The organism is Okeania sp. SIO2F5, assembly GCF_010692685.1.
Taxonomy (GTDB): Bacteria; Cyanobacteriota; Cyanobacteriia; order Cyanobacteriales; family Microcoleaceae; genus Okeania; species Okeania hirsuta.
Genome location: NZ_JAAHGU010000050.1, coordinates 1 through 21,826, shown reverse-complemented (window position 1 = coordinate 21,826; position 21,826 = coordinate 1). Strand labels below are relative to the sequence as shown.

Annotated in this window: 21 protein-coding genes; 8 read left to right on the top strand and 13 right to left on the bottom strand. The window is 37.4% G+C overall.

All coding sequences use genetic code 11. From position 1 onward, the window contains the following. Nucleotides 1–67 precede the first annotated feature (67 nt). The 8 genes from F6K27_RS17010 (at nt 68) to F6K27_RS16975 (ending at nt 9,655) form a co-directional block, all read left to right on the top strand. Nucleotides 68–1,162 (top strand): ArsA family ATPase, encoded by a 1,095-nt coding sequence (locus tag F6K27_RS17010; protein WP_287284496.1) that lies wholly within the window; start codon nt 68–70, stop codon nt 1,160–1,162. A 447-nt stretch (nt 1,163–1,609) separates the two neighbouring features. Then, nucleotides 1,610–2,590, top strand: a complete 981-nt coding sequence (chlG, locus tag F6K27_RS17005) for a chlorophyll synthase ChlG (RefSeq protein WP_124145157.1) — start codon at nt 1,610–1,612, stop codon at nt 2,588–2,590. A 472-nt stretch (nt 2,591–3,062) separates the two neighbouring features. Beyond that, the gene (locus tag F6K27_RS17000; protein ID WP_287279118.1) at nt 3,063–3,308 is read left to right on the top strand and encodes a hypothetical protein; all 246 of its coding nucleotides are present in this window, start codon (nt 3,063–3,065) and stop codon (nt 3,306–3,308) included. 105 nt (nt 3,309–3,413) lie between these two features. Next, the gene (locus F6K27_RS16995; protein WP_287279117.1) at nt 3,414–3,683 is read left to right on the top strand and encodes a hypothetical protein; all 270 of its coding nucleotides are present in this window, start codon (nt 3,414–3,416) and stop codon (nt 3,681–3,683) included. Nucleotides 3,684–4,378: 695 nt separating this feature from the next. Then, nucleotides 4,379–6,181, top strand: coding sequence for an ABC transporter ATP-binding protein (locus tag F6K27_RS16990; protein ID WP_287279120.1), 1,803 nt, complete (start codon nt 4,379–4,381; stop codon nt 6,179–6,181). A gap of 563 nt (nt 6,182–6,744) precedes the next feature. Further along, nucleotides 6,745–7,674, top strand: coding sequence for an RNA-guided endonuclease TnpB family protein (locus tag F6K27_RS16985; protein WP_287279116.1), 930 nt, complete (start codon nt 6,745–6,747; stop codon nt 7,672–7,674). Nucleotides 7,675–7,683: 9 nt separating this feature from the next. Further along, the gene (locus F6K27_RS16980) at nt 7,684–8,040 is read left to right on the top strand and encodes a zinc ribbon domain-containing protein (protein WP_287279119.1); all 357 of its coding nucleotides are present in this window, start codon (nt 7,684–7,686) and stop codon (nt 8,038–8,040) included. A gap of 40 nt (nt 8,041–8,080) precedes the next feature. Then, nucleotides 8,081–9,655: an NAD(P)/FAD-dependent oxidoreductase gene (locus F6K27_RS16975; RefSeq protein WP_287279115.1), complete on the top strand. Its 1,575-nt coding sequence runs from the start codon at nt 8,081–8,083 to the stop codon at nt 9,653–9,655. Between the two features lie 11 nt (nt 9,656–9,666). Here F6K27_RS16975 and F6K27_RS16970 read toward each other — a convergent pair whose 3' ends face one another. From F6K27_RS16970 to F6K27_RS16910, 13 genes are all read right to left on the bottom strand, one after another. Beyond that, nucleotides 9,667–9,924, bottom strand: coding sequence for a hypothetical protein (locus tag F6K27_RS16970; RefSeq protein WP_287300896.1), 258 nt, complete (start codon nt 9,922–9,924; stop codon nt 9,667–9,669). A gap of 188 nt (nt 9,925–10,112) precedes the next feature. Beyond that, on the bottom strand, nt 10,113–10,439 hold the full coding sequence (locus F6K27_RS16965; protein WP_287279113.1) for a cupin domain-containing protein: 327 nt from the start codon (nt 10,437–10,439) through the stop codon (nt 10,113–10,115). 52 nt (nt 10,440–10,491) lie between these two features. Beyond that, a complete protein-coding gene (locus F6K27_RS16960) occupies nt 10,492–11,643 on the bottom strand; it encodes a TauD/TfdA family dioxygenase (protein WP_287284499.1) in 1,152 nt (383 codons plus the stop codon). Nucleotides 11,644–11,657: 14 nt separating this feature from the next. After that, the gene (locus tag F6K27_RS16955; protein ID WP_287279111.1) at nt 11,658–12,452 is read right to left on the bottom strand and encodes a CmcI family methyltransferase; all 795 of its coding nucleotides are present in this window, start codon (nt 12,450–12,452) and stop codon (nt 11,658–11,660) included. Between the two features lie 57 nt (nt 12,453–12,509). After that, nucleotides 12,510–13,406, bottom strand: a complete 897-nt coding sequence (locus F6K27_RS16950) for a phytanoyl-CoA dioxygenase family protein (protein WP_287279110.1) — start codon at nt 13,404–13,406, stop codon at nt 12,510–12,512. A gap of 195 nt (nt 13,407–13,601) precedes the next feature. Continuing rightward, the gene (locus F6K27_RS16945; RefSeq protein ID WP_287279109.1) at nt 13,602–13,886 is read right to left on the bottom strand and encodes a hypothetical protein; all 285 of its coding nucleotides are present in this window, start codon (nt 13,884–13,886) and stop codon (nt 13,602–13,604) included. 36 nt (nt 13,887–13,922) lie between these two features. After that, a complete protein-coding gene (locus tag F6K27_RS16940; RefSeq protein ID WP_287279108.1) occupies nt 13,923–14,891 on the bottom strand; it encodes an NAD(P)/FAD-dependent oxidoreductase in 969 nt (322 codons plus the stop codon). A gap of 10 nt (nt 14,892–14,901) precedes the next feature. Continuing rightward, nucleotides 14,902–15,642 (bottom strand): NAD(P)/FAD-dependent oxidoreductase, encoded by a 741-nt coding sequence (locus F6K27_RS16935; RefSeq protein ID WP_287279107.1) that lies wholly within the window; start codon nt 15,640–15,642, stop codon nt 14,902–14,904. An 8-nt stretch (nt 15,643–15,650) separates the two neighbouring features. Then, nucleotides 15,651–16,454: a class II aldolase/adducin family protein gene (locus tag F6K27_RS16930; RefSeq protein WP_287279106.1), complete on the bottom strand. Its 804-nt coding sequence runs from the start codon at nt 16,452–16,454 to the stop codon at nt 15,651–15,653. A gap of 553 nt (nt 16,455–17,007) precedes the next feature. Beyond that, nucleotides 17,008–18,111, bottom strand: coding sequence for a class I SAM-dependent methyltransferase (locus tag F6K27_RS16925; protein WP_287279105.1), 1,104 nt, complete (start codon nt 18,109–18,111; stop codon nt 17,008–17,010). Between the two features lie 280 nt (nt 18,112–18,391). Continuing rightward, a complete protein-coding gene (locus F6K27_RS16920; protein ID WP_287279104.1) occupies nt 18,392–19,336 on the bottom strand; it encodes a glyoxylate/hydroxypyruvate reductase A in 945 nt (314 codons plus the stop codon). Nucleotides 19,337–19,348: 12 nt separating this feature from the next. Continuing rightward, nucleotides 19,349–20,500 carry a pyridoxal phosphate-dependent aminotransferase gene (locus F6K27_RS16915; RefSeq protein ID WP_287279103.1) on the bottom strand — a complete coding sequence of 384 codons (1,152 nt, stop codon included), beginning with the start codon at nt 20,498–20,500 and terminating at the stop codon, nt 19,349–19,351. A 134-nt stretch (nt 20,501–20,634) separates the two neighbouring features. Further along, entirely contained in the window at nt 20,635–21,510 is an 876-nt protein-coding gene (locus F6K27_RS16910; protein ID WP_287279102.1) for a hypothetical protein, read from the bottom strand. Nucleotides 21,511–21,826 lie beyond the last annotated feature (316 nt).

Genomic DNA, 21,826 nt, shown 5'->3' with positions numbered 1-21,826 from the left:
TTTAAAGTAAACTAAATAATTACAAAATGTAAATGTTCCTTGATTCTAAACTTTTGATAGATAAATAATGACCATTACTTACACATTTTTGGGTAAAGGTGGTACAGGTCGAACTACCATTGCATTTGCCACTGCCAAACAATACGCTAGCCTTGGTAAACGAGTCTTATTTGTCGGACAAGAACCAACTCCTGCATTATCCTTGTTATTAGGTGCTAATATTGGCCCAGAACCTACAGAAATAGACTCCAATCTCAAAGCAGTCAATATTCAGGCAGCAAGTTTACTAGAAAGCGGTTGGGAAGAACTGAAAAAACTAGAAGCTGAATATATCCGTACACCCTTTTTTAAAAAGGTATATGGTCAAGAACTGGGAGTATTACCAGGAGTAGAAGGAATTCTGACGATTAATACTATGCGGGGATATAGTACTAGTGGGGAATATGATGTAATTATTTATGATGGCACAGGAGATAAGGAGACTTTACGACTTTTGGGTTCGGCGGAAATTATGAGTTGGTATATTCGTCGCTTCCGTCAAGTTCTTCTCGACTCAGATGTCTACAAAGCTATTTCTCCATTTGTTCAACCTATTAGTAGTGCTATTCTAAATGTTGATTGGACAGGGGATAATTTTTCTCAACCGACTGAAAAAATCAATGAACTATTAGATAATGCTAAAGCTACTATAGCTGACCCAAATAGGGTAGCAGCATACTTGGTTACTACTAAAGATCCAGCAGCGATCGCCACAGCAAAATATTTATGGGGAAGTGCCCAACAAGTTAATCTGACTGTAGGGGGAGTAATTCTCAATCAAGCAGATTTAGCGGATAATGTTGCTGATGAATTTGCACCATTATCCGTAACTCCGATTCCCCGTCGTTCTACTGAAGATTGGCAACCTCTAATGGATGCTCTGCCAGATTTTAGTCAAGCAATTAAGGCTCCTAAGCCTATTATCATAGATATTCAAAAAAGTCAAGTAAGTTTATTTTTGCCTGGTTTTGATAAAAAACAAATTGGACTTACTCAATATGGACCAGAAGTAACAATTGAAGCTGGAGACCAAAGAAGAAATATTTTCCTTCCACCTCCTCTTAGCGGAAAACCTGTGACTGGTGCAAAGTTTCAAGATGGTTATTTGATTATTTCTTTTTAGAGGCAGTAAGGAGTAGGGAGTAGGCAGTAGGGAAGATGGGGTGATGGGGAGCAGGAAAAAAGATTGATTTTTTGCTTTGCTCAAAAGTTTATAGTAATTTTCAGAGATATTAACTACACAACCAAAACCAAAATCTTGTAGGGATTTTTCATGGAATGTCCTTACAGTAGTCTACTAAAATAAAAACTGTTGTAATTTCAAAAAAGTAGGTTGAAAAACTTCTCACAAAACATTTTCAAACTTAGTATATAAATTACTTTGACCAAAAAGTAAGGTCATAACCTTTCCCTTTTAAGGGTATGAAAAGCGGTCGAGAGATGGGGAAGAAACCTTGCCATATCCAATCGACCAAGAGAACAGAAACTTCAGGATTTTCTGGCCTCCCTATTCCATAGAGGTACTGATAACTGATAACTGATAACTGATAATTGATAACTGATAACTGAAATGACTAATCGAGAAACAAAAACAGAAGAAAATAGCACTGCTAAAACCAGACAAATATTAGGAATGAAAGGTGCAGCAAGTGGAGAAACTAATATTTGGAAAATCCGCTTGCAACTAATGAAACCCATAACTTGGATTCCTTTAATCTGGGGAGTAGTTTGTGGAGCTGCATCTTCAGGAAATTATAGCTGGAATCTAGAAAATGTACTACAGTCTGCTACTTGTATGTTAATAGCAGGACCTTTGATGGCGGGTTATACGCAAACTTTAAATGATTTTTATGACAAAGAAATAGACGCTATTAATGAACCTTATCGACCGATTCCTTCAGGTGCAATTTCTATTCCTCAAGTTGTGACTCAAATTCTAGTTTTGTTACTATCAGGGGTTGGCATATCATATATTCTCGATTTGTGGGCTGGTCACGATTTTCCAATGATTACTATATTGTGTTTGTTCGGAGCATTTTTAGCTTATATTTATTCAGCACCTCCACTAAAGTTAAAACAAAATGGTTGGTTAGGAAATTATGCTTTAGGTTCTAGTTATATTGCTTTGCCTTGGTGGACTGGTCATGCTTTATTTGGAGAGTTAAATTTAACAATTGTAATTCTGACTTTGTTTTATAGTTTTGCTGGATTAGGAATTGCTGTAGTTAATGATTTTAAGAGTGTGGAAGGAGATGAAAAGTTGGGTTTAAAATCATTACCAGTTATGTTTGGCATTGGTACGGCGGCTTGGATTTGTGTATTAATGATTGATATTTTTCAAGCTGGAGTGGCAGCTTATTTAATTAGTATTCAAGAAAATTTGTATGCTGTAATTTTGCTATTGATGGTAATTCCTCAGATTACTTTTCAGGATATGTATTTTCTCAGAAATCCTCTAGAAAATGATGTGAAATATCAAGCAAGTGCCCAACCTTTTTTAGTATTAGGTATGTTAATTACTGGTTTAGCTCTGGGTCATGCAGGAGTTTAGTCTTTTCAGTTATTAGTTAATAAGAAGAAGCAAGAAGCAAGAAGGTTAAAGATTTTCTAATGTTGATATTATTAATTTGAACTGGAACCCGCCCTTACTATTAGACTTCTCTAATAAGACCCCACCCTTAAGGGCGGAGTTTAAATATAATCAATCCCACAGAAATCATCAATTATTTCCCCCTACTCCCTATTCCCTATTTTTTGAATTTTCAACAGACAGAATAAACTAGATTTCATCGAATGACAAAAAAACAAAAAAAGTCGATATTAGCAGTAAACGTCTAATTGGAATTGCCCTCAGTCGTTGGGTAGAATGGGTGAGTCAAATTCCGAATGTTACTGTCAAAGAAATTATTTCTTCAGACTTCCAGTGGGTAAGTTGAGAAGGGTATGTTTTGCTGCGTGTTTCTAGTCAAGAGTATGGAGAGTTTCTTGTTGTGAATGAAATGCAATTAAGGTAAAACACAGAAATGCCACTTCGGATGTATGCTTATGCCGTATTAGCAGAAGAAAAATACAAAAAACATATTTATACGGTATTAATAAATATTCTCCAACCGAGCACAACCACAGAAATAGTCAAAAGAGGTGAACAACGAGGCGAACAAAGAGGAATACTTTCTGGAATAGAACTAGGGTTAGAATTGAAATTTTGCTCTTTAGGAAAAGAGATATTTTCAGAGATTAATGCTATTGAAAATATTCAGGTTTTATAAACAATTCTCGCCTCTCTCAAAACTGTGGAAACTATCGAGCAATTACGGCAAATTTATCAGTCAGATTTTTAAACAATATATTCTGAAAAAAAGTGTATGTAAATTTTGTTTATTTCCCTAATGCCTTTTGTTCCTATTCTTAAAGGTGGAGGAGAAGAAGCAATTGTGACAGAAGCGTTGCAACTTTTGCAGGAGGATGAACAACTTTCAGAATTAGAAAATTTACTAGAATTTTTTGCTACATTTGTATTAAAGAAGCGGTCAACTCTCAGTAATCAGCAGTCAGCAAGATTATTTTTTAACGTGGGAGAAGGGGATTTCAACCCCTATCCTGCCGCGGGGTTGCAGGGGAAACCCAGATCTGCTAAAAGCTGATAGCTAAATAGTACAAAAAATAATGAGGTGGGATATGGCAGTTTTACAACAATCTTCTTGGTATCAACAAATTTTACAAGAGGGAGTAGCAATTGGCGAACAACGAGGCGAACAAAGAGGAATACTTTCTGGAATATAACTAGGATTAGAATTGAAATTTGGTGAATCAGGAAAGGAGATATTTTCAGAGATTAATGCTATTGAAAATATTCAGGTTTTATAAACAATTCTCACCTCTGTCAAAACTGTGGAAATTATCGAGCAATTACGGCAAATTTATCAGTCAGATTCCTAGGGAGTAGGGAGTAGTTAGGAGTCAGGGGAATTATAGAGGAGGTAGAAGTAAGAATTGCTTAATTTTTCTGCTTCGGTAAGGGGTGGGGAGTGGGGTTCATCTCATCAAATGTTGTCAAATTTTGAGCTTCATTAATTTAAACCCTGAACCCGTTCCTACCATTACAACTATCAGAGATTACTTTTAACTTTTGACTTTTGACTTGATTTTAGATATGTCGGTCTACGACAATAATCTACTCAGTCATTTTAGTTATCAGTTATCAGAGATTACTTTTAACTTTTAACTTTTAACTTTTAACTTTTGACTTGATTTTAGATATGTCGGTCTACGACAATAATCTACTCAGTCATTTTAGTTATCAGTTATCATAAATTACTTTTAACTTTTAACTGATGTGATGATAAAAGCTAATACAATAGACAAAATTACTACTCAGGTTGAACCAGAAAAATCAGAAGAAAAGGTAGAAACCCAGAATTTATATCTGCGCCTATTTACCTATGGCTTACCACATAAAACACCGTTTTTACTAGGCATATTATTAACAATAATTGCCTCATTTATTACTTTCTTTGTCCCCCAAATTAATCGCTATGTTATTGATGTAATAATTCCCGCAAAAGAATTCAATATGCTGCCTTGGGTAGCAGCACTTATCCTATTGATGAGTTTAGTAGGAGGTATATTATCTTTTTTGCAATTGTATGCGATAAAAATCTTTGGAGAAAACACAATTAAAAGTATTCGCATAAAGCTATATCAACATCTTCAATTCTTATCCATTAGTTATTTTGAAAATCAACGTACTGGTGAATTAATATTACGATTGGGAAGAGATGTAGAAATAGTCGGGCAATTACTGAATTCTAATTTAATCGCGATTCTAATTGATAGTTTTGCTTTTATTGTCGTTTTTATTTATTTATTAATCAGTAATTGGCTTCTAGCAATAGCGATCGCCCTGACTTGGCCTTTGATAATTTATCTTTTACAATTTACTCAGAAAAGACTCAAAAAAATATTCCAAGATACGAATCGAGCAAGAGAGATAATTAGCAATCATTTACAAGACACTATATCGAATATTACAATCATTAAATCTTTTGGTAACGAACAGTATGAAATTGACCGATTTAGTGAATATAGTCATAATTATATGGAGAAAAATCTCCAGGCAACTCGATTTTTAGCTATATCTACACCAGTAATTAATACCCTGAATAAACTAGGTAATGTCATTGCATTAGTTTTTGCTTCTTGGGGAGTAATGGTTGGTAGTTTGACTATTGGAGAATTAACAGCGATTTTGAGTTATGTCACCCTTCTAAATAAACCAATTAGTCGGTTTAGTGGGTTAATCAGCATGATTCAAAAAGCAACAGTATCAGCTCAAAATATTTTTTCAGTTCTAGATACTAAACTCGAAGTTATTGATAAGGAAAATGCTATTAATTTAACCTCTATACAGGGTAATATAAAATTTGAAGAAGTGGGGTTTGGTTATCAGGATAGGGAGTTAGTTATTGAGGATTTAAACTTAGATATTAAATCAGGAACTTCAGTAGCTTTAGTTGGTTCTTCCGGTGCTGGAAAAAGTACAATTGCTAAAATAGCAGCACGTTTTTATGACCCGAAAAAGGGGCGGATTTTAATTGATGAACACGACCTAAGAGATGTAAGTTTAAATTCATTGCGATCGCATATTGGCATTGTTCCTCAAGAAACATTACTGCTCTACGGTACAGTAAGAGATAATATTGTTTACGGTAAGCTAGATGCGACAGATGAAGAAATTGAAGCAGCAGCAAAAGCGGCCAATGCTCATAACTTTATTATGAGTTTTCCTGATGGTTATAACTCTATTATTGGCGAGCAAGGAGTGAAATTATCAGGAGGACAAAGGCAAAGAATAGCGATCGCCCGAGTGTTGCTAAAAAACCCTCAAATTGTCATTTTAGATGAAGCAACTTCAGCTTTAGATTCTGAGTCAGAAAAATTAATTCAAGAGTCTGTAAATAATCTTTTTCAAGGACGTACTAGCTTGGTTATTGCTCATCGACTTTCAACTATTTGTGATGTAGATTTAATTGTAGTTCTGGAAGAAGGTAAAATTGTGGAAATGGGAAATCATGCAGAATTAATTGCTCAAGAGGGGAGATATGCTTATCTCTACGGACTACAATTATCTGAAAATAAATAAGTATTTCCTCCCGAATGCTGCGCAAACAGCGGTCAGCTATCAGCTTTATTCTCTTTAAAGGAGAAAAAAGCAATAGCTGAATGCTTACTAAAATAATCAGAGTTAAGGTTTAGAAGGAGCGCAATTATATTAATAATAATGAAACTTGATATAATACCAATTTAAAAAAAGAATGTTATCAATAATTGGGTCAGCTAAAATGCTGGAAGTCAGATTGATCTTTGAGAAAAAGAATATTGTTTGACCCTAAAAAATGATATTGAAGCTATTCCTACTGGCCACTGTACAGGCGAATGGCCATCTGGCTATTGTAGTTAGTCAATATATTCCAGGTAAAACCAAATAACTTGCCCCCTTGTTGGACTTCTAAACGTGGATGAGAGTATTGATGAAGAGCTTAATGTTGCTTTTAGCACTAACTCAGGAGGGATAAACCGATGCTGCTTTTAATGATTTATCATGACGTTGGCAGAAGACCCGCGCTTTCCTTTAGGAAGCGTCGGGATGAATGCCAACCCATGCGATAATACTACTACGAACCTGTTAGTAATAGGTCAAAACCGTTGAAGGCTAGATACAAGTATCGCATCTATCCAAATCAAATCCAAATAACCAAATTAAATCAGCTATTTGGTTGTTGTAGATATGTTTGGAATCAAAGTTTAGCACATTGTAATCACCTGTATGCTAATAGGGGGAAAAAACCTTCATATACTGATTTAACCAAGCAATTCATCACAAGCGCCAAGAAAGAATTGCTTTGGCTGAAAGATGTAGCTTCTACACCATTGCAGCAGTCTCTAAAGGATTTAGACCAAGCTTACAGAAATTTCTTTGATAGTTGTTCTGGAAAACGCAAAGGCATTAAAGTTAAACCTCCTAAGTTTAAAAGTAGAAATTCTAGACAAGCGGCTAGATTTGTAGGAGCCAATTACAAAATTAGTCAAGATAAAATCTATCTACCAAAAGTAGGTAAGATTAAAATAGTTTGGTCTAGAGAATTACCAACAAAACCTAGTTCTGTATCTATCATTAAAGATAGTGCAGGCCGTTATTTTGCTAGCTTTGTAGTAGAAAATTCACCAGAATCATTACCAAAAACTGAAAATTCTATTGGCATTGATTTAGGTATTAGTACATTTGCTACGTTAAGTAATGGTGAAAAGATTCTTGCTCCTAAACCACTTCAAAAAAATCTCAAAAAGTTAGCTAAATTTCAACGCAAGTTGGCTCGAACTGAAGTAGGCAGTAAACGCCGCCATCGATGTAGATTAAGAGTAGCTAAACTTCATGCTAAGGTTAAAGATATTCGTACAGATTTTCTACACAAGCTATCTACTGATTTAATCAGAAAGTACGACACTATTGTACTAGAAGATTTGAAGGTTTCTGGGATGATTAAAAATCGTAAGTTAGCTAAGGCTATTAATGATTTAGGTTGGAGAAAATTTAGGACTTTAACTGAGGCTAAATGCGAGAAATATGGTAAATAATTTAGAGTCATTTCTAGATGGGAACCCACTTCTCAAAAATGCAGTTGTTGTGGATTCAAAGGAGGTAAAAAAGAATTAAATGTTAGGGAATGGACTTGTTTGAGTTGTGGCGCACACCATGACCGCGATATAAATGCCGCTGTCAATATTTTAGAAGTTGTTCAACCGAAAACCAAGGTAAAAACAGTTAAAGAAACAGTAGCAGAAAATCCGATTCAGCTATCACTTTTTGATGTAGTCGCCGAGGGTCAACGGTCGATTATTTATCGGGCACGGAGCCGTCGTAAGTCTCGCTGTAAAAAGCAAGCAAACAGCAATGATGTGTCAATCCGCCTTGAGTTTGAGCAACTTCGGTTGTTTGAATAGATAGGAATCCCGCGTTGTCTCGTAGAGTAACGTCGGGAGGATGTCAATAAAATTAATTCAAGTCGAATATATAATGTACGACCAGATTTTAGACTTAGATTGTCCATTTTATTTTGAGCGCTTGTATAGTCATCCTGGCTCTCTTATTCCCTATGACCAGGGTGGTACTCGCAAACAAGTTGCAATTATTGGCGGAGGAATTGCGGGACTTGTTAGTGCTTACGAACTAAGTCAGCTCAATCACAATATTACCTTATTAGAGGCTGATTCTCGTCTGGGGGGAAGGATTAAAACTCATTATTTTAGTGATGGTACTTATGGGGAATTAGGCGCGATGCGAATTCCGGCGAGTCATGGTTGCACGCTACACTATATAGATCAGTTTAAGCTAGCAAAAAGACCTTTTATTAATTACAATCCCGCAGCTTTTTATTATCTGAGGGGAAAGAAAACTCGTTTAGATAGTTATCAAGATTTGTTTTCTGTTTACAATTTAACTGCTGATGAGAAAAAAGATCCTGGGATAATTTACGATGAGTTATTGTCAGAATTAATCGATTCTTTTTCCGAACAGGAAAAATGGGAGTTATTTGCGCCAACTTTTACCAGCGATCGAGTTAGAAAATGCGATAATTTAACAGTTACCGACTATTTTCGTAGTCATCTTTCTCCCGATGCTTTTGAATTACTAGGTCATGCTACTGGAGCAATTCATTATGAAAAAGTTTCTCTATTAAATGGTTTAATTGACTTCTTTGCTTGGCATCAAGTTGAACAATATGAGTTAATTGGAGGGATGGATATTTTAATTAAGGCTTTGGCTAAAAGAATATCAGGAAAAATCGAGACTGAAGCAAAAGTAACGAATATAGCAATGACAGATAAAGGGGTTCTAGTTGACTGGAATAAGTTGGATAAGCAACAGACTGCCGAATTTGACTATATTATTTGTACTGTTCCAACTACTGCTTTAGCTCGAATTAATTTTGACCCTATTTTGCCTAGTAAACAACAGGAAGCTATTAATCATTTAGGTTATTGTAGTTCTAGTAAAACTCTATTACACTGTACTGCCCGTCCTTGGGAATTTGCCGAAAATATTTATGGTGGGGGCAGTTTTACGGACTTAAATATTGAAAAGTGTTGGTATCCTTGCGATAATGCTCAATTAGATGCAAACAACTTTTCTCAACCTCATTTTGTTGCTAAGAATAAAGATATTTCCTATCAGCCATCTGTATTAACTGCTGCTTATCGTTGGGAAGATAATTCCAGAAAGTTTGTTACTTTAGATGAGTCAACTAAAACAGATTTAACTTTAGAAGAAGTTTCCCAACTACATCCCAATATTAAACAATATACTGATGATGTTGTTCATAGTATCTGGGATGAAGATAATAATCTTGGTTCTGGTTCTTATGCCTATTTTGCCCCTGGCGATCGGGAAAAATATCAACCTTTTCTTGGTCAACCTTATCCTATAAATAATCCCCGTGTATTCTTTGCCGGGGAACATTTAGGTATTAATCATGCTTCAATTCAAGGGGCAATTCAAACGGCGCTTGCTGCAACTATTTATGTTCTCGAAACTAGCTTATATAGCAGTCCTAAATAGGTTGTGGCAGATTAAAAAGTAAATAAAAAAGTTGAAACTCTTACCTGTTGCCTGTTGCCTGTTGCCTGTTGCCTAAAAAGCAGTAAGATTTTTGCCACAAATAAAATAGGATTGCTATAGTGCTTTTCATTTGGATGGAAACAATTATCCAGTCGGATAGGAATATAACCTACAAAGATTTGAGCTACCCATTTGAAAACCGCTATAATTTCACCTATACATGACAATAATTCCAGAGGATTTTCCGAATGAATTACAGCGCTTTTCATTTGAGTAGACCACAAAATTATTTTGGCTAGGGAGTAGGGAGTAGGGAGTAGGGAGTAGGGAGTAGAAAAATGCTTTTGGGTTGCCCATACTAACTGTAGTCTATCCATGTGAAAAGCGCTATAAGCTATTGATACAAGAGCTCAAAGGACGATCTACTTTCAGAATGGATATGGTGATTCTGCAAGCCCTAATTAGCCGATATTTTAGCACCGCTAACATTATCTTTCCATTGGTAAGCATAAAGCCAAATCAAGTGATTAGCTGTTGTTCCAGGATTTTTAAACGTATGAGGAACATTTGCAGGAACTCGAAATTCTTGACCAAGAGTAGGGTAGTAAGTTTTTCCTTCAAACGATACTTCTAATTCTCCTTCTAAAAGGATAAATATTTCATCACTCTCATGACCGTCACTTGACCAATAGTCTCCAGGAGGTGTTTCATGAGTTTCACACTTAAAACCTTTATTTTCCCACTCATTTTTGAGTTTTTCAAAATCAATGTTGAGGTCTTTCATAATTTTTAATTCTTTTCTTAATTTAGTGCTAAGTTAGTCTCAAGCTTGTTAGTTACCTTGAATTGTTATGGCTGAAGTTTTCATTAAACTCGCGTTGATAAAAGTACCGTCCGAGAACATAATCCCACTCAATATATCCAACCCTAAACTCTCGACTTCCTGAAGTTGCTTTGAAAGCAGTCCTTCCGTGCATAATCCTAAAGTTTTGCATAAGCAGACAGTCGCCTGGTTCAAGTCGGAAACGGTATTGGTAATCCGGATTTTTCAGGTAGTGAGAAAAGGTGATGTAGGCTTGATAAAACGCCTCTATTTGCTCGGCAGGAAGAATGGGAGTACAGTTCTTGTGACTAAAACGCACGGCAACAATTTCGTCTTCGCGATCCAGTTCAATAATAGAATGTTTGGGGCGAAAAGAATATTGATATTCAGGTTCTACTCGGCAAAAAGGAACTGGAGTTTCTGCTAAAATCCGAAACTCGTTAGGATGATCTTCGCGAAAGTCCCTCGCAACATAAAAACCATCAACTACTAAAGATTCCCCACCAATAGTATCATTAGTAACAGAATACAAAAACTCTGTTACTTTGTGATTGCACCAGAAACTTAAATCGGTGTGAGGCGTTAAAACATTACTTGTTGCCGCAATATCTCTCTCTGCTAAACTGATATTTTGAGTAATAATCGTTCCATACTCTGTGTTGCGGATTGGTCCCAAGGATACCAAAAAACTTTCTAACTCTTCCAAGGGTATGTTACGGATAACAACAAATCCTAATTGCAACAACTGATTCATCCAAGATTCCCGACTACAGGATTGGAGATCGTACTTCTGTATCGAGTTGGTTTCCAGCCATGCTTTATTCCAAAGAATAACCTGTTTTTCAATCTCTTCTGCATTGTGGACATCGTAGGTATTATTGAGCAACCAAGAAATTGGAAAAATACTGCGATGCGGAGGATTTTCATCCCAGTCAATAATTAGATTATTATCTTGTATTTGAATCGATAAAGGTTGAGGCGGTGCCTTATGCTTGCTAATATCATTCAGTTTTTCCCAAGAACCGCCATGGCGAGATTGAGAATCTAAGCAATTATCACGTAACCAAATGTAGTAGAACCGTTTACCCGCAACAGTAACAAATGATTGGTTTGCACTCAATTCAATATCTCGATCACGTTTGAGATGGCTGTGATTGATGGTCATTGACTTTTTGGTTTTTAGACTTTTTTTAAAAAAGAATTCCAATTTTTAGAGGCGTTGTATCCATACATATCTTGATAAAAGGTATCGATATCATAATCTTCTTCATGTTTCATTAACCAATTTCTAAAGTCATCCAGTTTCCGCACTCCTCGTTCAATATATTCTTTGTCATCCCAATCCCACCAAACCTCCCACATAAATTTGTTAGTATCTTCGACAATCAAGTAGTCTCCACTTTGCAAACCGTAACAATGGAAATATTCAACAACTCCAACCATGTTTACATGAGCATCCTCTATTACCAGCCAAGGATGCTCTAGAGTTGAAAGCATCTCAGGAGGTAAAGCAGTACTGATGTTGTTACAATCGCCTTCTAAAAAATGAATTCTAGAGTCTGCTTTTGCTTTGTCATCAAGCTGAGAAAGATCGATATCTACAGAATGAACCTGACCTTCTATGCAAAATAATTCTAAATTATCTGCCAACCAAATTGCACTTCCTCCCTTGAGAGTGCCTAGTTCAATAATTGTTTTCGGCCGAAGTTCATAGATGAGCATTGGATAAACTGCAATTTGGGTGGGGTCTTTATCGATAATGATCCCTTTCCAAGTTTGTAAATAGGCATTTTCTGTTAATGGTCTCCAGACAGATTTAGGAATATCGCACCTATCTTCTCGCTCGGATATTTTGACAAACCGCTGACTTTTTAGGTCTTCTGGCTGAGTTAGAGGTTCAATCGAATCCTTACTGTGAAAGGTATCGATTTGTTCACGAGTTAACTCAGACATATTTTTTCGTGTCTCAGACATATTATTTTGCTTATGCGATCGCTTAAGTATTTCCTGTAATGTACTAAAAGCTATTCTCTAATTACTTTCTTTTCTGCCTTGGATAGTCATCTCTCGAATTTCTGGTTCTAAAAACTCTTGAGTATCAAAGACAGAATTATATTTACCATCTAAGAGCCAAGAATCAGGCAATTTTTCTATAGGTTTATAACGATGGTATTCAGTTGGTGGAGCAACTGGCTCATTGGATGCGGCACTATAGGTAGAAATTAAATTTATTCGTGGATTATCAGTATTATTACTGTGTATTGTATTACTATGTATGAACATAACATCGCCTGGTTTCATCTCTACATTGAAACATTCAAGTTTTTGTAGTATTTGTTCGATGCGAATTGGATCGGCCGTAATAGCTTCTCCTCGGATGCTATGATCGATTCGATTGACTAAATGGGATTTTTTAATAACTTTGACACAGCCGTTCTTTATAGAATGCTCATTAACCGCCAAAAAAATATTTACTATGTCAGGAAACAAAAAAGTATCATAGTACCAAGAACCGTAGTCCTGATGCCATTCAATACTCCCTTGAGAATGAGGTTTTTTCTTGACAATTTTTGAATACCAATGGTAGCACTCTTGCCCACCTAATAGAACTTCTACTCCATCTACTATTCGAGCTAATCTAGGAATACATCCCAACAAAGAGTCTCCTAATTTTCCCCAATGGGCTATCTGATTACTATAGCCTTGACTATCGAAAAAATGGGTCTCATTTTCGCTGATTATATCTGGATCTTTTTCAAAAGCTTGTTGAAGAGGCTTAATTTCTTCTATCTCAAAGAAATTAGGAATAACAACAAATCCATTTTCATGGTATCGAGCTACCTGTTCCGAAGATAAAGGTCTAGTTGTACTTATGTCACGATTATAATTGGATAAAGAAGTTTTTTCAAGTTTTGTTTGATTGGTCATAAACTGTCTCTTCTCTCTTATAGTTTTTTATAAAAACACTTAATTTGAAACTTATACTAGATGCAAAAGATGCAAAATTATAGCGATCGCTCCTTTTTAAAAGCTAGAAGATACATCAATTTTGCTTCGTCATAGATAGGAAAATACTCTTCACTGACTAATGTCCAGGGTAATTTATCTAAGGCTGTCTGCATTTCACGGCGATAGTCTTCCCGTATAGTCAACAATAAAATTCCTTCCTCCTTTAAAAGACCGAATAGATTGATATTTTCCTTCAGATAAAATAACCCAAATCAACTGACCACGAACTACTTTAATATAGTCTGTTTGATTGCGATGGACATACAAATTCTCCATAGTATTAGGTGGGTAGGTAGCTATCATTGTTTCGTCACTATTAAGGCTGGGATAGTAGGAAATTCCCTCGGGTACAGTTTCTGAATTAAGTTGTAAAATCTCTATACTTGGTATACTGACCATATTCCTTTCCATAATTTAATTTATTGAATTGCAATTCTAGAAAAATTCTAGAACTTTCATTGCTGCATTATGCCCTGGAATCCCACTAACACATCCTCCCCGTTTAGCTCCAGAACCACACAAGAAGATATTATCAAAGCCAATTTCTACACCCCACATTCCCCGTTCTTCCTCTGATTCTACAAAAGGCCAGGAAAGAGATTGATGGAAGACATGACCTGTGGGAATGCCCACTTCTCGTTCCACATCCACTGGAGTTGCGACATCAACACAAAGTCGATCATTTTCATCCCGCGCTATACAATCTTCTATGGGTTCTAATAAATATTGATTTACTCCATTAAGATACCTCTCTAATACTTTCTGTTTCTCTGTTTCATTGTCTTTAACAAATAAGCTATAAGGCATTTCCAATCCAAATAAAGTTAGAGTTTGGTAGCCTTCTGCTCTCAGAGATGGGGAGAGAATAGAATCATCCGTTAAACTATGACAATAAAACTCGCCAGGGGGATGTTCTGGTATCACTCCTTCACAAGCCATTTTGTAGCTATCGATGATGTTTTGATAACCCTCGTTGACGTGGAATGTTCCAGTAAATGCTTCTACAGAATCGTAATCTACTTTCAAACGAGGTAACTTCCTTAAAACCATATTAATTTTGACAAAAGATCCTTCATCTTTGGGATCGTTGGGAGGATTATAATCACTCAACAGTTGGGAAAGTTTTTTCGGCGCAAGATTAACTAAGACATATCTTCCACTGACATGGTTTTCTTGGTTATTATGTTGGAACTTTACGGTTGCTTGCACTTCCTCTGGCTCTATTTTTGTAACTTCAGCATGGTTGAGTATTTCCACACCATTTTTTTGGCATTGAGCAACAAGTTCCTCTGTCAGTTTCCCCATACCACCCACTGGAACGCACCAATCTCCTGTACCATTGGCAATAATATGATAAAGAAACGTCCGATTTTGTTGTAAGGAAGGGTCATGGGGATGGTTCAACAATTAATAATTAATAATTAATAATTAATAATTTACCTCTCCTTGAAAACGGATAGGATTGACTAAGGATCGAAAAATTTTTTCTTTTTTCCTCTATCCAAGGGGAGGCGCATACCCACAATTTCTCGGTAAAGGTTCCAATGGTTCCATCTGTGAAAACTAAACCCCGCACCAAATCACTTTGAAAGAATTCTTCAATAGCAACTCCCAAGGGTTGCTCGATAAATAACTGCCAGGCTAGCTTTTCTTCTTCTGTTTGAAAAAGCTTTTTAATTTCTTCTCTAGTCTGCATCGGTTCAAGCAATGAATGCCAAAGATGCTTTCCTAGAGATTTTTGTAATTGATGGAATTTGAAATAGTTTTGGTACTCTTCTGAATTTCCGGTGAGTTGTTCAAAAGATTTCTTAGTAATTGCTTCATCACTATTACTAATCAGTAAACCTTCATACTTTCCATCTTTTTCGTATGGAGTGAAGGAAGCGGGATCTCTTTGTCGGAATTGAAAATCTAAATCTAGATCTGAGATAATTTTTTGTGGGAGCATTCCCACTAAATAGGCATACACTGAGAGTTTCGCTTCGATACCTGGAAATAGTTGGCGGGAAACAACTGCTCCTCCTACTGTATCCTGTTGTTCTAGAACTAAAACAGATTTACCCGCTTTGGCAAGATAACAGGCTGCAATTAGTCCATTGTGTCCACCACCGACGATGACGGCATCGTAGTTTTTTTGTATATTTGAAGATGTCATAGTTTTCTCTAATGATTGGGTAAAATATCAATATAGGAGGGATCTAGCCGATTGAGCAAACGGCGATTAGCTTTCCATACACTCTGAAATTCTTTGTTGTTTTGGAGGAATGGACCCTCGAACTGCTTTGCTGTATGTTCGCAAATTTCAGGTGATGGTATAATCGGTTTGGTGTTACTATTTAATACATTAACCTGAATCTCGCACGCCTTATTCAGGTAGTACATATAATAGAATGCCTCTGCAATTGTCTCACCTATAGTTAAAAGACCGTGGTTACGGAGAATTAAACATTTCTTGTCTCCCAATGATGCCACCAGTCTTTCTCGCTCATCCAGGTTAAGTGAGATACCCTCATAATCATGGTAGGCAACTCGATTATAAAATTCCATTGAAATTTGGTTAAGTGGCAATAAACCCTCTTCCATCGCAGCAACAGCCATGCCACTAACAGTATGGGTGTGGATGATTGCATGGGCATTAGGACAACCTAAATGAATGGCACTGTGTATGGTGAATCCAGCAGGATTGACATCCGCGTCTGCCTGGTCAATTTTGTTGCCATTAGCATCCACTGGAACTAAATTGGATGCACATATTTCGTCAAACATCAGACCATAGGGATTAATGAGGAATATTGGTGGTTCCTCTTTAATGCGCACGGAAATATGGGTGTAGATCATGTCTGTCATCCCATAGTAGTGAATCAAGCGGTAAGCAGCAGCAAGATCGATGCGCAAATTTCGTTCTTCTTCGGAATAAAAGCGAGTTATGGGATTATTTAGGTTAGAACTTTTTGTCTTGACATTCATGGTTTAGTTTTTTTATATTTTCATTAATTTAGTAGTTACCAAAGAATTAATAATTAATAATTAATAATTAAAGAATTCAGGTTTAAAATCTTCCCTTTTAAGGGAAAAAAGACAATATTTATTATATTCAATCCTCTCGGTTTTAACCAGAGGTAATTATCAATCATCAATTATACATTAATCAAAAAAACATCATAATACACGAAATTTAATTAGCATGAAACAAATTTACTTTTAGAGACTAAATCCCCTTCTTTAAGGTCAGTTAATTTATAACCAAAGGAAGTTAAAGTATCATTGCCTTTAGATGTTACAGCGGATTCCAGGTTTATGAGGTACATTCAATAATTAATAATTAATAATTAATAATTAATAATTACCTCTCCTTGAAAAGAAGAGGATTGACTCAAAGGAAAAATTTTTCTTGTTTCTCCTTTAAAGGAGAGGCTTTAAACCTTAATTTTTCGGTAACACTAAATTTTTAAATAGTTTTCCCGCGCTGTCTCGTGAGAGCAGCGTCGGGAGGATGTCAATCGGGCTTCATATCACCCGGTCAGCCGAATACATTTTTTGATCCTTCATCCAGATGTTGTACATGGCCTACGTTGAACAGAGCAGTCTGTTCTAGACCTGTATTAACTTGGTACTTTAACTCAACTACGTTAAATCTCGGCTCATCCGGATCTCGGCTAACACTAATTGTTCCCACTACCCGATCGCCCGGCGCAACTTTTAAGCTCTCTTTGAGGGGGTATAATTGCTGTCCCCAATGGCTGTAAGTTGGTCCAGGCCCTGTATCAAGAACGACTCCGTTGGGAAAATCTGTGGTGAACCAGCCAAGAAACCCTTTAATTTCAGCGTGTTTGCTGATAGTGTACTCGAAATCCTGGCTGAACTGGACGAGTGCGGTCGGATCGACTGTGGCACAGTCAAACTCTAGCACTTTCTGTGGTGCTGAGGCAATATCGTCTGGGGACAAGTAGTTGACGCGCATACTATTTGTCAAAAAGTAGTCTGATAAGTCCTGAAGCACCTCCGAAGTGAAAATGGAATAGTCCACATCAAGACTCTGAAGATTAGTAACCGTTTCCTTCCACTCTGCTATCTCTTTTTCCAACTTTAACTTGACAACATTGGTGCGATCGCTATCATTCCCTGGTGCGTAAAGTCCAAGGATAATTGTGGCACGGGAAGGCAACATCAATCCACCTGGTTTTAGCCATTTGTCGCGAGCATATGCCACGCTATCAAACATCGATTCTTTGAGCAAAAAGCAGCCCATCCATTCGCTGACAATTACATCTACGGGTTCGGGTATTTCCACTTCCTCTACTTTTGAGTTGAGAATTGTCACGACATCTGACACATTTGACGACTGAACTAAGCGTCTAGCAAGTTTAGCTGCATTACTGGCGTCCACAGCATAAACTTGTTTTGCACCGGCTTTAGCCGCCCAAACAGCTAATACACCTGTTCCAGTACCGACATCAAGGACGACCTTGTCCGCAATCATTTCCGACTTGTTCTTGAATATCGCCGAGTGATAGGCTTCCATCCTTGCCATATCTTCTAGCATGATTTTGTGCGCTCGCATTGAGCCATACAAATCAAAATATTTGAAAGCCCTCTCGGCTTCGGGAAGTTGTGTTGGTTCCATAAAATAGCTCCTTTCTTGTATAATTAAGGTGAATTTATACCAATTTTATAAATGTTTGCTACAAATATTAATACTGTTTCTAGTAGTCAGTAGAAGTAGTTATTATTATCATTTTTTGCCCTCAAACAATCTATTTGAACAAATATGCATCTGACTTAAACTATTTTAGTTGACTAAACTATTCGTAACATTATTTTTTCACGCTTGGTATTAGTTGATCGTCAAAGAGTCTTTCTTTGGCATAGACTTAACCACTATTGAGCAAACACCAAATTAAGACTTAGTAACCCCGGTTTCGATCAATTGCATTCTTCAACGGTCTTCCCTCGCGACTGCAATTGATTGCATCCAGAATACTAACGGCAAACTCTTCAGCCGGACCTATAGCAGCAATATGGGGAGTTACTATAATGCGCGGATGAGACCAAAAAGGATCGTCCTTGGGCAAGGGTTCTTGATGGAATACGTCCAAACAGGCCCAGGCAATTTGACCGGAATCTAATGCACTCAATAAATCGGCTTCTATCAAGTGCTTGCCTCGACCGACATTAATTAAGTAAGCCCCGGTCGGTAAAGCTGAAAACGTTTCATGGCAGAGAATACCCTCAGTTTCCGGCGTTAGGGGCAGCAAACACACGATCAGCCGACATTTGCTCAAAAAAAGCTTAAACTGTTCATGACCGTGAAAGCACTCCACTCCGGGAATTGCTTTGGGGGTTCTACTCCATCCCCGCACAGGAAACCTCATGACTGCAAGCTTTTTAGCCACCGTCGAACCGAGATTACCCATTCCCAAAATCCCTATTGTAAAGGATCTAGCATCTTGTGCAGGTAGATATTCCCAGCGTTGCGATCGCTGCAATGCCTGATACTCTATAAACCGCCGTTGAAACAGCAAAACAGCAAAAGTAACATACTCAACCATTTCCAATGTTTGGTTCTCTGAGATTAGACGCACAATCGGGATGCCATCTGGCAGGTCAGGGTCTACTAAAATCCCTTCTACGCCCGTTCCTAGGGATATAATCAGCTTTAAATTGGGAAATCTTTGCATCACTCCCAGTGGGGGGCACCATGCCAGCACAATCTCAATCTCTTCAGGTTTCCCGCATTCTGGCCAGATTCGCAAATTTAGATTGGGCTTGCGTTTCTTCAACTCAGCCATTAATTGTGCAAATAATTCCTCTAAATCAATGTTTGCCAGTAGTAGTGCTGTCATATTCATTTGCATTTGCCGTTAACTCAAGCTTAAGCCCGAAACACTAAGGGAATGCGATCGCAAGTGTTCAGGGTTGACTTTTGCAAGGAATTCTGCTATCCTCCTTACTCCCTCGGACACATCTTGACCGCTTTTAGTAAAGTTGACGCGCAAAAAACCAGGGTCGGTTTCAGCAAAATCCTTTCCCGGAGCAGTAGCAACTGCATAATCTTTGGCGAGTATCGATGCTGCTGTCATAGAGTCCATCCCTTCAGGCAGTTGTATGATGCCATAAAATCCAGCCTGGGAATTTCTGAGTGCTGGGACAGAGTAGCGATCGCAAGCGTCCAAGAAGAAATTGTGGCAGGGACGCAAGTAGCTTTGATGAGCCTTTAGCAGAACTGGCGCTTGCTCTAGCAGTCTTTCTGCCAACAGTTGTCCGATCAGATTCGGGCAAATATTCAACAAGACTTTTAGACTCTCGGCAGCTTCAGCATAGCTTGGCGGTACAATCAGAAAACCGATACGCAATCCCGGAACGGCAAAAGACTTGGAAAATCCATTGACAACAAAATGTTCCCCAGGCAGTTGCGTCCCACTGGGAGCGAAATCCCCCCCAAAGGTCATTAACTGGTAAACTTCGTCGAAAATGACTGGAATACCGAATGAAGTAATTTCTGCTAGTATTTCCAAACTCCCTATATTTCCGTAGGGATTTCCCGGAGAGTTGAGGATTATGGCAGCGGTTTTGGCACTTATCAAATCCGGCAGTCGGTGAGGTGAGAGGTTAAACTCTGCATCCAGGGGTGCCGATATTGGAATGCCACCAAACATCTTCACAATTCGCGGATAGGCCGCATATCCGACTGCTGGTATAATGACTTCGCTACCAGGGCGCACCAACAGCCCCAGGGCCAAGACTAATGCACCAGTCGCCCCATCAGTTATCAATATCTGTGACACTGGGAGATCCACACCTAAGGTCGAGGCGTAAAAGCTGCTAATTTTTTCCCGCAGTGATATCTGTCCGCCAATATCCCCGTAACCTAGTACTTTTTCTAGATCTTTTGCCTGTAAAGTCAGGTCAACATATTTTTGAATCGGGAACTCCGATTGACCAAAAGCTAGAGAAATGGGTGGGCAGTGGGATTGGTTTCGAGCTAACAGAGTCGAAATCTTGTCAATTCCCATGGGCGGAAATGTCAGTATTGGGCTTGGCATGGATTAAAGGAAGTTATGGGACTATTTAGGTTAGAAACAGTTTATTTTTTTATGTTTTCATTAGTTTAGTAGTTACGAAAAACATTATAATACACGATATTTAATTAGCATTCAACAAATTTACTTTTAGAGATTAAATCACCATCCTTAAGGTCAGTTAATTTATAACCAAAGGAAGTTAAAGTATCATCACCCTTAGCTTTTATCAGTGAATAAAGACCATCTAGAAAAGTTTTTGAATAGCGGGCTTGGGAATCTACAAAACGCATTGTGTATGCCATTCTTGATTGTAATTTTCCTTCCAGGAAAGGGACACTTCTATGCCAAACAAATTTGTCTAGTAGAAGGGCATCCCCCACTTCAAAATCATCTTCTACTTTATTTTTCTCTAAAACTAAGTTTTCCAGTTTAGAAGCGTAGAAAAAATCAACATAATTAAAATCTTCGGTTTGACAAAATTCGGCAAAATCTTGGTGTTGTATTAGTTCGTACCGGAGAGCATAGTACCCAAAGGTAGGATAAGCCTTTCGAGGTACATATGCCATGCCTCCATGTTGCCCTTTGGTGTTAATGGGAACTAGGGGTATCCAAATAGAATAGGCTAAATCTTCTGGTTTAATAAAGTTGAAGCTCACTAAATCTAGATGGAATGGAAATCCTTTTCTACTTGGTTTTAATTCAAATCCCAAATCTTGGGTAAAGATTAATTCATTGGCGATTAATTGCTTGAGGGTATTTTTAAAGTTTTCCTCAGAATAGATTTTTTTTGTTACGGCATTTTCCAGCTCGTAACCCATTCTGGAAAAATCACCACCGTAAGATTCGGGAACTTTTTTTACTTGATTGGATTGGGGGATTAAATTCTGTAATTTATCGATCGCTTCATCCGTAAATAGTTTTTTGAGTTTGATAAATCCATTCTCAGCAAAAGAGTTTTTTTCTTCTGGGGATATAGTGATTTTGTTGACTAGCAAAGACATAAGCTTTTCAAAATTGAGGATATAGGATTTAGAATAAGTTAGTTATCAACAAATTTACTCTTAGAGATTAAATCACCCTCTTGGAGATCGGTTAATTTATAACCAAAGGAAGTTAAAGGATCGTCCCCCATAGCTTTCACCATGTATAGCAATGAGCGCTGGCATCTTTACATGTTACATAGATATTTGCAATGTAATATAAAAGTAACTGTATGAGCTGTATTTTTCATAAATTAGGCGATCGCTAAACCTTAAAGTTTTAAGGATGTCTGTAATGGTATTGATAATTTACAGTTTATAGCTTGAAATTGTTTAC